The sequence below is a fragment of the Vibrio sp. ABG19 genome (genome assembly GCF_029962385.1).
Taxonomy (GTDB): Bacteria; Pseudomonadota; Gammaproteobacteria; order Enterobacterales; family Vibrionaceae; genus Vibrio; species Vibrio ostreae.
The window spans coordinates 2,893,824-2,906,418 of the sequence record NZ_CP071708.1 but is presented as its reverse complement, the minus strand read 5'-3'; the positions used below and the strand labels follow the sequence as shown (position 1 = coordinate 2,906,418).

Below are 12,595 nucleotides of genomic sequence, written 5' to 3'. Positions count from 1 at the left end.
GCAATTCCGGTTAACGTTAGGGTGACAGCGTAACCCAGAAGTGACTTAACTTTCAATTCAATCCGCAAAAAACACGACTGGGATCATCAAACTTTCAGTCAGTTACCTTAGATTAAAACGGTGCTGTATGCTGAAGAGTATAGCGTGAGTTCGCTGGCTATTGAGACAAATCGAAAATATCCACTCTGTGTTCATCTTAGCTATTCGTGCATCCGGTTTTTCTATATAATTTGGCTCTTTTTCATCATTTCGACGATTCAATGACACAAGATATCTGGCGTCTGGCGACGCCTCAGTATGACCAGTTCAGCGCTGACTTTTCTCAATACCCGAGCCTGCCATCTGTTTCTCTGTTTGAAACCCAGAGCAGACTTTCTCTCGCACTTGAACGATTCATACATATCAAGGGTTTTAGTCGCATTCTGCTGGTGAACGGGCCTGACAACTCGATTTACCGGACATTAATCAAAGAGCAGCTAGAGCATGCTAATCCGGCCCTGCCGATCATCACTACCGAAACGCTCGACATCAGTGCCATATTCGGTCAGGTGAAAGCGCAACGTGGCGAAATCATCAGTCAAATTCCGGGGTTACTGGATAAAGCCAATCATGGCTATCTGATTGTTTCAGCGAATTTATTGCTGGCAAACCCTCTGGCGTGGCCAATGCTTAAGTCTGCCGTTCTTGGCGACCCGATCTCTCCGATCAACTGCGATCCTAAGTCACCATTGCACACCACGATCAGTAAAAATTACAACATCAAACTAATCGTACTTGGCGATCGCACCCAACTCGGTGACATCGATTATCTTGATGCTGATATTCACTCAGGCCTTTGTCTGTTTAGTGAACTAGAGATGGACATTAAAATCGATACTGATTCAATTCAGAATTACCTCGGCTATCTGCGTTGGATTACTAAGCGTTACACACTGCCTGAGCTGGACAGCGGCGCCATTATCGCGCTGATGACGGCCGGCGCACGTTATACCGAAGATCAGCACTATGCCCCGCTATGCGTGATGTGGCATCGTTCACTGCTGGAAGAAGCGGCCCTGCTGAGCCAGGGACAATTGATTAACAAAGCGCACATTGAACAAGCGCTTGACCAACGCTACTACCGTGAATCTTATCTGCCGCAGCGCGCACTGGATGATATTCTCGATGGCCAGGTCATTATCGAAACTCAGGGCGAACAGATTGGCCAGGTGAACGGCCTGACCGTGATTGAAGTGGCCGGCCACCCAGTTTCGTACGGTGAACCGGCGCGCATCTCCTGTGTTATCCACTTTGGTGATGGCGATATTTCTGACGTGGAACGTAAAGTGGAGCTTGGTGGTAACCTGCACGCCAAAGGCATGATGATTATGCAGGCGTTCGTCAGCAGCGCGCTGGATCTGGATATGCCATTGCCATTCTCCGCTTCGGTCGTATTCGAGCAGTCTTACAGTGAAGTCGATGGCGACAGCGCATCTCTGGCAGAACTATGTTCACTGGTCAGTGCCCTTTCTGAATACCCGATTGACCAACAGATTGCGGTAACTGGCGCAGTCGACCAATTTGGCCGTGTGCAGGCCGTTGGCGGCCTTAACGAAAAAATTGAAGGCTTCTATCGAGTATGCCAGCATAATGGCTTTACAGGTAAACAAGGTGTCATTCTGCCCAAAAGTAATCTAAAACATCTTGCACTTCATCAATCTGTCGTCGAAAGTATTAAGAATGGAGAGTTCAACATCTGGCCAGTATCCAATGTGGATGAAGCGATACCTGTCCTGATGAAGAAGCCGTTCCGTGGTGATGATGAAGAAAGTGTCATCAGCCGAATAGCGGAACGAATTGATAACTTTGAAAAACACGTTCAGCCACAAGGATTTGTGGAACGCGTCAAAAACTGGTTTGTTTCGAACTGATCGGAGTTGTTTGGCGTACACGTGTTCACTAACATGCACCCTATCAAAAATTGGAGTAATTGATAATGCAGAACAAACGTGACTCTTATAATCGTGATGACCTTCTAGCCTCTAGCCGTGGCGAGCTGTTCGGTCCTGGATACCCTCAACTTCCTGCGCCTAACATGCTGATGATGGATCGCGTGACTAAGATGTCTGAAACAGAAGGCGATTTTGGTAAAGGCCTTATCTTAGCTGAGCTGGACATCACTCCTGATCTTTGGTTCTTTGACTGTCACTTCCCCGGCGATCCGGTCATGCCTGGCTGTCTTGGCCTGGATGCGATGTGGCAACTTGTTGGTTTCTTCCTTGGCTGGGTTGGCGGCAAAGGTAAAGGTCGTGCACTGGGTGTTGGCGAAGTGAAATTCACTGGTCAAATCCTGCCTACAGCGAAGAAAGTGACTTATGAAATCCATATGAAGCGTGTTGTTAACCGCAAACTGGTTATGGGCCTGGCTGATGGTCGTGTTCTGGTTGACGGCAAAGAAATTTATGTGGCTAAAGACCTGAAAGTTGGCCTGTTTACAGACACTTCAGCGTTTTAAGCACCTGATTTTATCAAAACCGCTCAAATGAGCGGTTTTTTTAGGTTCATCGCGGATTAGCGGGAACTTAAAACAAAAACGGTAGTAAGTGATAAGGTTACATCGCCAAACACAACCTTACACAAACTACCGTTTTCATGCCGAATCATACTTTCCTATCATCGTTCTGGGAAGGCTTTCATGTCGTAAAGTCTGTACAAACGTCTTCTCTCATCACGATTACTCTCCAACCCAGCACAACTGCTCGATGTTCATGTGGGCAACATGTTCAAGCCATACATGATTATCAGTGGCGCACGATTAAGGAAGCGATGATTCTCGGCGTACCCGTCGAGCTATCCCTACAAACAAGGCGTATCAAGTGCCCTGACTGCGGTATCAAAACCGAATCTATTTCTTGGCTTGAACCTTTTGCTCGCCTGACTAACCGCTTAAGAAGTTACATTGAGCAGTTGTTGCCTCTTCTTCCTATCAAACATATTGCCCAGATGACGGGGGTTCATTGGCATACGATTAAGGCGATAGATAAGCGTCGGCTGCAACATGTGGTGCCAGAGGTTAACTGGGCAGAGCTGAGACAACTGGTCATGGATGAGTTTGCTCTCTTCAAGGGACATCGTTATGCCACTGTTATCGCGGATGCTAAGACGCATCAAGTGCTTTGGATAGGCGTCGGACGCAGCCGAAAAGATATCCGTCCCTTCTTTGAATTACTCGGTGAGCATAGCCAGAACATAGAAGCGGTTGCAATGGATATGAATACGGCTTTCGACTTTGAAGTGCAGCAACATTGTCCTAACGCCCGCATTGTGTACGACTTATTCCACGTGGTCGCCAAATTTGGCCGGGAAGTGATGGATAGAGTCAGAGTTGACCAAGCTAATCAACTCAAACAGGACAAGAAAACGCGCCAATGGGTGAAACGTTCACGCTGGGTTCTCCTCAAAAACAGAGCTAATTTAGACGGTAAGCAGGAGAGCTATCTGAGTGAGATACTGAGCATGAACAAGGACTTAATGGTGACGTATTTACTTGGCTCTCAGCTTAAAGAGTTATGGAGGTGCCAGTCGGAAAGAGAAGCGGAAGACTTATGGGACGTATGGTGGGAGCAAGTTCAAGAAAGCGGGATCAAGCCGCTTATGGACTTCGCGAGAAAGCTCAAACCGTATCTTCATGGCATCGTTGCTTCTGCAAGCTACCCACTCAATACCTGTACGCTCGAAGGGATAAACAACAAAATAAAGTTAATCAAACGAATGGGCTACGGTTACCGAGATATCGATTACTTTTTTTTAAAGATAAAAGCGGCTTTCCCCGGAAAGCCGCGATGAACCTTTTTTTATAGTCAGAACACTTAGTTATAGTGCATTAGATTATACGTATTGAAGTCAAACCCAGTCATTGTGCAAACAAATAAAAAGCCCCTTTCGGGGCTTAACTTCCTGAGTATGTGGAAAATTATTTATAGAGACCTAAAGTTTTATCTTCTCTAGCTTCTCGCCAACCACCTAGCCAATTAGATCGGGCATCCATCTGCTGATACGGGCATTCTTCTTGTGAACGGCCGTTAAGACCCGCTTTGTACCCTTGAGATTGAGCTCGTTCCAGGCGATCACGCTTCTGTCTCTTCATAGTGCAGTCCTCATACAGTAACTTGTGTCTAACTTACAACTATTAAAATAGTGTGGCATTTACATGACCACACTAATAAGAATTGCTCAAAAAACGCACTTTCTCAAGGTAAAAAAAAGCACAAGTCCAGATCTGTGAACTTGTGCCTCGTTTGACAAATTTTTGCTATTTTCTACGGAACCCAAGCAAGCCCAGAACCGCCAGCATCCACAACCCGAAGCTACCACCACTGCGTTCTGTGGTCATCTCGTCTGTGCCACGCGCGCTGATGTCTGCGCTGGTTGCACCAGGGATTGGCATCAGCTTCACCGCAACCGTGGTCTCAGTACCGTCACAGCTCGCATTATACGCCGTGGTTGAGTAGCCACCGTCACACTTAATCGCTGTTGCAGCAATCACGCCCGCATCGTTAATATCAGATGCATCGATAATGCGATACTGGTTGTTGTCACTTGAGTAGGTGCCGCCGTTGGTCAGGTTATCCAGCCACCACCCTTGGTCGTTAAAGAGCGCTCGGCGCTCTTCTACGGTACCAGTACCATTATACGGGTAGATGAAGGCACGCTTACGACGCGGTTTACCGTTCGCTTCACGCACATTCTCCGCGTCAACCTGGCCGACGATTTCGTTGTAGTTATTAATGCCACCCGCTTTACCGCCCGCTCCGTTGAAGAAGATGTCACCACTCAGATAAGAAGCCGATGGCGAAGTCACATCATCCACCACAAACACCCGACTACCGGTCAAACCATTGTCTCCGGTCACACTACGCTTGGATTCGCCAATCGCGACCAGGTTACTGTTCACGCCGGTCAAAATGGTGTTACTGTAAATATAGTCACCACTTCGCAGATTATTTTTACGCACCGTCGCTCCGGAAACAGAGCTGGATGACCAACTCGCTGAATCGGAGACATTCGCGGTATTGACTGAGAACACCGTGGCATTGAGTAGGTTATCGTTTGAGTCCACATCATAAGTATTGTAACCAACCGCATACAGGGTTGAGCCACTAACGACAAAATCTCGCAAACTACCCTGGGCTAAATAGTTGTCCACTTCAGCGCCGTCGACCTGCTCTCCCCAGTTCAGTTGCACCGCCGTTGTTCCATTCCACAGTGCCGCTTTGGACGAATAGTACGTCCCCTCATCATTTGTTGCAGATGTGGCGATGCTACCCACCGTATACGTGCCGTCTGTCTTCCATACTCGGGTCTGCAATCCATCACTGTATTCCGTACCACCGACAAATCCGATTACACTATTACGTCGATATTCTGTGACATTACCAGGTGTAGATGCGATCCCCACCGGTTCACCCGTATCAGTCAGGCTGTTAACCACCACGTTTTGTGTCTCGTCCACCGGCGTCCCCGTGGTCGAGCTGCCAGTAAAGGCGATCGAATTTGGTGTTGTGTTACCGCTCAGTTCGTTGTACCACTGATTCCAGCGTACTGAAGCCCAGGACTCACAAATGGCAAATCTGAGTTCATTATCACAGTAGTTCTCAAAATCATCACGATCCTGGATGTACAGGAATCGGTTATCCATACCAAACGGCACCTCCTCACGGTAGCTCAGGCCATCAACTGCTTCACCGGCACTGGCATTAGACAAGCGCGTTTCACCTGCCAGCGTGAAGTCGTCTGCTGTACAATTGGTCGCATCCGAGTCAAAACAACCTAATGCGGCCTCTGAACCACCGGTCGCCGTTCCGGGCTGAATGGCAACACCAAAGCTGCTTTGATAGTCAAAGGTGGTACTTGGTTCGACTTCCACCACCTGATATAGCGCAGCAGAGGCTGTGCCGGAAGACAGAATCGCGGCGGTAATCAGTGTCAGTTTAAACTTGTTACTTATCATCGGTTTCATTAACTTTCCTGTTGCATTGCCTCGAGCTCTTCCCAGCGCTCGAAAGCAACTTCAAGCTCCTGCTCAGTCGCAGCTAACTTGTCTAAAATGGGTTGTGTCTCTTCGACAGGCCGACCGAAAAACTCCGGGTTATTGACCTGCTGTTGCAGAGCTTCAATCTCCGCTTCTAATTCTTCGAGTTTGACAGGCAACGTTTCCAGTTCGCGCTGCAGTTTATAGGATAACTTCTTCGACTTCGGCTTTGCAGCCGCCGTTTTGGGAGTTTCCTCAACCACTTTCTCTGTCTTGACGGTTTTTTCAACACTGCGCGTCTGGCGTACTTGCTGACGTTGTTGCTGAGCGTCATGGTAGCCGCCAACAAACTCTTCTATCACACCGTCGCCTTCGAAAATCCAACTGGAGGTCACGGTATTGTCAACAAACTCACGATCGTGACTGACCAACAATAACGTACCCTGATAATTGGCAAGCAATTCTTCTAAAAGTTCCAGAGTTTCGATATCTAAATCGTTGGTTGGTTCATCAAGCACCAATAAGTTGTTTGATTTAAGGAAAATCCGCGCCAATAACAGGCGGTTTTTCTCACCACCTGACAATGCTTTGACCGGGGTACGTGCGCGTTTAGGCGCAAACAGGAAGTCTTGCAGGTAACTCAGAGCGTGGCGTGGACGCCCGCCGACCATCACTTCCTGTTTACCGTCTGCCAGGTTATCAATCACCGATTTTTCCGGATCGAGCATTTCACGATACTGGTCGAAGTAAGCTACTTCCAGCTTGGTACCGCAATGGAGGCGGCCGCTGTCCGGTTGCAGTTCTCCCAGCAGCAGTTTCAGCAGCGTACTCTTACCACAGCCGTTTGGCCCCACCAGCGCAATACGATCACCGCGCATAATGTTAAAGCTGAAATCACTGACAATCGCTTTACCATCGATGGCATATTGCAGGTGTTCCGCTTCGAACACAATTTTGCCTGAACGCGCGGCATCATCGATTTGCAGATTAACTTTACCCTGCACTTCGCGACGTTCACCACGTTCTTCACGCAGCTTTTTCAGTGCCCGAACCCGGCCTTCGTTACGGGTACGACGCGCTTTAATACCCTGACGAATCCACACTTCTTCCTGAGCCAGTTTTTTATCGAACTCCGCATTTTGCATCTCTTCAATTCGCAGTTGCTCTTCTTTATCCACCAGATACTTGTCATAGTTACCCGGGAAAGAATTCAACTGGCCGCGGTCCAGATCGACAATGCGGGTCGCCATAGACTTGATAAACGCGCGGTCGTGGGAAATAAAGATAATCGAACCACGAAAATCTTTCAGGAAGCCTTCCAGCCATTCGATGGTGGTCACGTCCAGATGGTTGGTAGGTTCATCAAGCAACAGCACATCCGGATCGCACACCAGCGCGCGAGCCAGCGCGGCTTTACGCTGCCAGCCACCGGACAATTCGGTCAGCTTAGTGTGGCCATCCAGATTAAGTGCATTGAGCACGTTGTTGATGCGGTCTTCAAAGCGCCAGGCACCTGAGTGCTCCAACTGCTCTTGAATGCGCGCCAATCGGTTGATATTCGATTCGGTTGGCTCGACCGCCACCAGATCCAGCAGATCCTGATAGATCTTGAGCTGATGTCCCACTTCTGCCAGGCCACCAGCCACGTAATCATACACATTGCCCTGTTGGTCGCGCGGCGGATCCTGCTCGAGACGTGACACGACGACATCCTGGGTGACCTGCATTTTCCCGTCATCCATTTGGACTTCGCCGGCTAACACTTTCATCAGCGTAGACTTGCCTGCCCCGTTACGGCCTACCAGACAGACGCGCTCATTTTCCTGCAGCGCAAAATCTGCATGATCAAGCAAAGGGTGATCGCCAAATGCGAGTAAACCGTTATGAATGGTAATTAATGCCATTATCTTCTAACCATTGAGTTAATTCGTTGAGATCAAAAGGCCAATTCAGCTCTGAATGTTGATATGCGAGGACAGGAATAGTGACCCCGTAACGAGAAAACAGAGCGTCGTCGAACGCAATGTCGACGACCTCTACATGATGAGCTGCATTAGCCTGCGTTATTAATTGATATGCCATTTCACAAAGGTGGCAGCCTTCCGTACTGTACAGTGTAATCATATCCATTGTGCCAACCTTCTGAGCTGTTATTGCTGATGAGTCACCAGCCAGCAGTTGTGAATGTGTTTGTTGCGTTCAAAGTCCAGCGGCAGTGTCTGAGAAGAGATGTTATTCGCTTCCAGCCCCAATGCTGCCAGCTGTTCCAGATCCATCTTAAAATGGCGCTTGTTGTTGGAGAACACAATGGTTCCGTTCGGACGCAGAATGCGCTTCAGGTGTGTCATCAACTGGATATGGTCGCGCTGAACATCAAAACTCTGCTCCATACGCTTGGAGTTAGAGAATGTCGGCGGGTCAATAAAGATCAAATCGTACTGACCAGTTGCTTTCTCCAGCCATTGCAGGCAGTCAGCCTGAACATATTGATGCTGACGCCCTACCTGGCCATTTAATGCCATGTTCTCTTTTGCCCAGTCCAGGTAAGTTTTCGACATATCGACCGTCGTGGTCGATTTCGCACCACCTACAGCAGCATGCACTGTGGCAGAACCGGTATAAGCAAACAGGTTAAGGAAGTCCTGACCTTTGGCCATCTGGCCCAAACGACGGCGAGTCAGTTTGTGATCCAGGAACAGACCCGTATCGAGATAGTCGTACAGGTTAACAATCAGCTGTACGCCATATTCGTGCGCATGCATCTTCTCGGCCTGCTGACCCAGTTTCTGATACTGATTCGTGCCTTTTTTCTTCTCACGAACTTTCAGCACCACACTATTGGCGTCAACGCCGGTAACCTGAATCGCTGCACGAATAATATCGGTCAGACGACGTTTGGCTTTCTCTTCCGGAATATTCTTCGGCGCCGCGTACTCCTGAATCACCAGGTGATCAAGATAGACATCAATCGCCACGTTGTATTCCGGCAGGTCCGCATCGTAAATACGGTAACAATCCAGCCCTTCACGTTTAGCCCACTTACCAATTTTGCCGATGTTCTTCTTCAGGCGATTAGCAAAATCCGGCGCAATCAGGCTCTGTTGTTGCTCGCCCTGTTGTTGAGACGCTTCACGTGCAGAAATACTGTAGTTCTTCTGATGACATGGCAGTGCACCGTTATTCATCTTGAACTGTTTCTCAGCCCGCATACGCAAGCAGCTTAGCAACTCATCGGAACTGGAGAAAATCGATGCCTGACAGCCGCCAAACTCCGCTTTCAGTTGGGCACCAAAGGCAGTATACAGCGCAATCAGGCCCGGATGAGTACCAAGTCGCTCACCATATGGCGGGTTACACACAATCACGCCTTGCTCGAAACCGGCCGGACGTTTAACCGTCGCAGCATCGCCTTCCGCAAATTCAATCAGCTCACTGACACCAGCGCGACGTGCGTTGTCTTTAGCAACCTGTACAACACGCGGGTCGTTATCGAAACCAAAAAACTTAGCGTCAACTTTCTTGACGCCTTTACGTGCCTGAACGTTAGCTTCGGACTTAATGGTCGCCCAAAGCTCCGCATCAAAATCTTCCAGTGCTTCAAAGCCCCATTTTTCACGCTTTACACCGGGTGCAATATTGGCGGCCATCATTGCCGCTTCAATCAGCAAGGTACCAGAGCCGCACATCGGGTCGAGCATTGACTTGGTCGCATCCCAACCGCTACGCAAAATAATGGCAGCAGCCAGAGTTTCACGCAGCGGTGCTTTACCCGACTCCGGGCGATAGCCACGTACATGCAGGCCGCTACCAACCATATCGATCCCCAGCAGGGCTTTGTCTTTATGCAGGCGAACGTGCAGACGAAGATCAGGTTGATCTTTACTGATCGACGGACGAGGCAGATTTTTCTTCTCGAAACAATCAACGACCGCGTCTTTGACTTTCATCGCACCGTATTGGCTGTTACGAATCTCGCGGTTGGTACCATTGAAATCAACCACGAATTTCTTCGAACTGTGGAAATGGTTAACCCAGTTGATTGCAGTCGCCGATAGGTAGAGATCCATATCGTCCTGACAAGTGAACTCTGCAACCACACGTACGAATCGAGAAGCGAGGCGGCTCCATAAGCAACAACGGTAAATTTGCTCCTTTGTCGCCTTAAATTTCACCCCTGCCTGGACTGGCTTGGCGTCGGATATGCCTAAATTTGTTAATTCTTCGACTAACAGGTTTTCAAGACCGTTCGAAGTCACCGCTAGATACTGATTCATAGTGCTCTTTAACTGGTAAAAATGGTTTCAGATTATAACTGACATTAAAGGTCATGCCTAAATCTAAACGAATCATTTCTTTAAAAACCTGCCTGGTTGGCGAATAGAGCAGCAATAACTCCTTTCGTTATCCAACAACCACTCTGCCTTCCAATCGAGCATTATTTGACCTGGTTATCAGCCTTAAAGCGATAGTGAGTATTTATTCACGCCCAACTTGGTCTATACCAAACAATAAATATGACTGTAATTTAGTTACAAAAGCAGGGAAAACCGGAATAAACTGGTGAATTTACACTCAGTATCAGGCAGAAAAGACGTCACTTCAGCCTTGCAGACGGGAAACTAATTAGTGAAAAGTTTGAACTTGAGCCCAATTTTTTGGCAGCACTAAGTCAAGATAAGTGAACGAAGACGGGTCAAAGCAGGAATTTCAGGCAAAAAAAATCGGCCTGAAGCCGATGGGAAATATAAAAAGAAACGAAATAAAGTAGGGAAACGTTTGTGATGCGGAGCTAAGGGTAGCTGATTAACCAACCAGAGCCATGGTCGGTTCCGCAACAAAAATATGGTTGGCGTTGGCCATGCGGTCATGCATGACTTTAATCACCTGACCGAATTCAAGCTGTTTACTTCCATTCAGTACAAAGGCATCTAAATCAGCTAAAGCACACAAGCTGGCACTCTCTCCGACTTCCAGAACAATGAAATAGCCCTGATTATAACCGTTAACCAGGCTGACGATGTCCCCTTCCTCAGGTACAGACTCCTCGCCCTGGTAATCAAAGAACCAACTCTTAGGCTGAACCGGTTTATGAAAACGCTTGGCCGCCACACAATACAGGGCGAGTTCAGCTTTACGTGGTTCGCTTAAATCAAGGCCGCTGATGCGTTCCTTGTATGTTTGATAGTCTGATGCGTCATCAACACTAAAGTGATTATCGGTGAACCCGCAGTCCACCAGCAGGTTGCGACTGAGATTGGTACGGAATACCATCTCCTCGCCCAGGTCCAGCATCAAATAGCCTTCGCTATCTGAATAGTACCAACTCCATTTGTCACTTGGTTTAAGCATTGTTCCGATTCTCAATTTATTAATTTTCAAACGATTAGGTAAAACGCTTAATTACCTTTGCCAACGAATTACTCTAATTCTAAGAACGCAACAGTAAAAAAAAAGAGGAAATGATTATCTCATTCCCTCTCTCGTCACCTTGTCACTTCTGACAAAATGATCTTGCGTGTCAGTATCTTGCTAAGATTGGTTGTGCCAGCTTGACTTGCTCACAGATTCTTAACGATGTTGCTGACCAGTTTCGGACCGTGATAAATAAAACCACTGTAGACCTGAACCAGTTTTGCACCCGCCATCAGTTTCTCTTTAGCGGCAACAAAAGAATCAATACCACCCACACCAATGATCGGAATCTCATCACCCAGTTCTTTATACAGACACTTGATCACTTCCGTACTGCGCGATTGCAGCGGACGACCACTCAGGCCCCCTGCTTCATTGGCATTCTTCATCCCTTCCACTACGGAACGATCTAAGGTGGTGTTAGTTGCAATCACACCATCAATCTTATTCTTCAACAGTGACTGACAGATTTGCTTAAGCTCTTCATCGGTGGAATCCGGTGCGATCTTCAGTGCCAGCGGAACATATTTGCTGTGCTGAGTCGCCAGTTGTGCCTGACGCACTTTCAATGCCGCCAGCAGTTCATCCAGTGCTTCACCATATTGCAGTGTACGCAGTCCCGGTGTGTTCGGGGATGAAATGTTAACGGCGATATAACCTGCGTGCGGGTAAACCTTATCCATACAGATCAGGTAGTCGTCTACCCCTTTCTCGATTGGCGTGTCTTTGTTCTTACCGATGTTGATACCGATGATGCCGTCGAAGTTGGATTTCTTTACATTCTCAACCAGGTGATCCACACCTTCGTTGTTGAAACCCATACGGTTGATGATGCCCTCTGCCGGGATCAAACGGAACAGACGAGGTTTGTCATTACCAGGTTGAGCGCGCGGAGTGACCGTGCCTACTTCAACAAAGCCAAAACCCATTGCGCCAAACGCATCGATACATTCACCGTTTTTATCCAGACCAGCTGCAAGGCCTACCGGGTTTTTGAAGGTCAGTCCCATGCATTCGACAGGACGGTCAGGAAGGTGTTGACGATAGAAGAGATCGAGAGGTGTACCAGTGAAACGTTTGAAATTTTGAATGGCGAGTTCATGCGCCTTTTCAGCATCCAGTTGAAAAAAGCCAGCTCTGGCTAAGCGGTAAAGCATTGTGCCTCCGAAAGAA

Annotated in this window: 10 protein-coding genes; 3 read left to right on the top strand and 7 right to left on the bottom strand. The window is 48.1% G+C overall.

Annotated elements, in window-relative coordinates:
- Nucleotides 1-260: 260 nt before the first annotated feature.
- The 3 genes from J0X00_RS19405 to J0X00_RS19395 all read left to right on the top strand — a co-directional run bounded on the left by J0X00_RS19405 (nucleotide 261) and on the right by J0X00_RS19395 (nucleotide 3,825).
- Nucleotides 261-1,910 carry a Lon protease family protein gene (locus tag J0X00_RS19405; RefSeq protein ID WP_218563104.1) on the top strand — a complete coding sequence of 550 codons (1,650 nt, stop codon included), beginning with the start codon at nucleotides 261-263 and terminating at the stop codon, nucleotides 1,908-1,910.
- A gap of 65 nt (nucleotides 1,911-1,975) precedes the next feature.
- The gene (fabA, locus tag J0X00_RS19400) at nucleotides 1,976-2,494 is read left to right on the top strand and encodes a bifunctional 3-hydroxydecanoyl-ACP dehydratase/trans-2-decenoyl-ACP isomerase (protein ID WP_136486486.1); all 519 of its coding nucleotides are present in this window, start codon (nucleotides 1,976-1,978) and stop codon (nucleotides 2,492-2,494) included.
- Nucleotides 2,495-2,631: 137 nt separating this feature from the next.
- A complete protein-coding gene (locus tag J0X00_RS19395) occupies nucleotides 2,632-3,825 on the top strand; it encodes an ISL3 family transposase (RefSeq protein ID WP_282476786.1) in 1,194 nt (397 codons plus the stop codon).
- Between the two features lie 127 nt (nucleotides 3,826-3,952).
- Here the strand turns inward: J0X00_RS19395 and rmf are convergent, their stop codons facing one another.
- The 7 genes from rmf to pyrD all read right to left on the bottom strand — a co-directional run bounded on the left by rmf (nucleotide 3,953) and on the right by pyrD (nucleotide 12,579).
- Complete coding sequence (gene rmf / locus J0X00_RS19390) at nucleotides 3,953-4,126, bottom strand: ribosome modulation factor (protein WP_136486488.1); 174 nt, start codon at nucleotides 4,124-4,126, stop codon at nucleotides 3,953-3,955.
- A 165-nt stretch (nucleotides 4,127-4,291) separates the two neighbouring features.
- A complete protein-coding gene (locus J0X00_RS19385; protein WP_282477525.1) occupies nucleotides 4,292-5,998 on the bottom strand; it encodes a DUF3466 family protein in 1,707 nt (568 codons plus the stop codon).
- On the bottom strand, nucleotides 5,998-7,914 hold the full coding sequence (locus J0X00_RS19380) for an ABC transporter ATP-binding protein (protein ID WP_136486492.1): 1,917 nt from the start codon (nucleotides 7,912-7,914) through the stop codon (nucleotides 5,998-6,000). Before J0X00_RS19380 ends, J0X00_RS19385 begins: the two co-directional genes overlap by 1 nt.
- The gene (locus tag J0X00_RS19375) at nucleotides 7,892-8,134 is read right to left on the bottom strand and encodes a glutaredoxin family protein (protein WP_206208420.1); all 243 of its coding nucleotides are present in this window, start codon (nucleotides 8,132-8,134) and stop codon (nucleotides 7,892-7,894) included. Before J0X00_RS19375 ends, J0X00_RS19380 begins: the two co-directional genes overlap by 23 nt.
- Nucleotides 8,135-8,160: 26 nt before the next feature.
- Nucleotides 8,161-10,284, bottom strand: coding sequence for a bifunctional 23S rRNA (guanine(2069)-N(7))-methyltransferase RlmK/23S rRNA (guanine(2445)-N(2))-methyltransferase RlmL (gene rlmKL / locus J0X00_RS19370; RefSeq protein ID WP_282477524.1), 2,124 nt, complete (start codon nucleotides 10,282-10,284; stop codon nucleotides 8,161-8,163).
- 529 nt (nucleotides 10,285-10,813) lie between these two features.
- Nucleotides 10,814-11,359: a cell division protein ZapC gene (locus J0X00_RS19365; protein ID WP_282477523.1), complete on the bottom strand. Its 546-nt coding sequence runs from the start codon at nucleotides 11,357-11,359 to the stop codon at nucleotides 10,814-10,816.
- 209 nt (nucleotides 11,360-11,568) lie between these two features.
- Nucleotides 11,569-12,579: a quinone-dependent dihydroorotate dehydrogenase gene (gene pyrD / locus J0X00_RS19360; protein ID WP_136486500.1), complete on the bottom strand. Its 1,011-nt coding sequence runs from the start codon at nucleotides 12,577-12,579 to the stop codon at nucleotides 11,569-11,571.
- Between the last annotated feature and the right edge of the window lie 16 nt (nucleotides 12,580-12,595).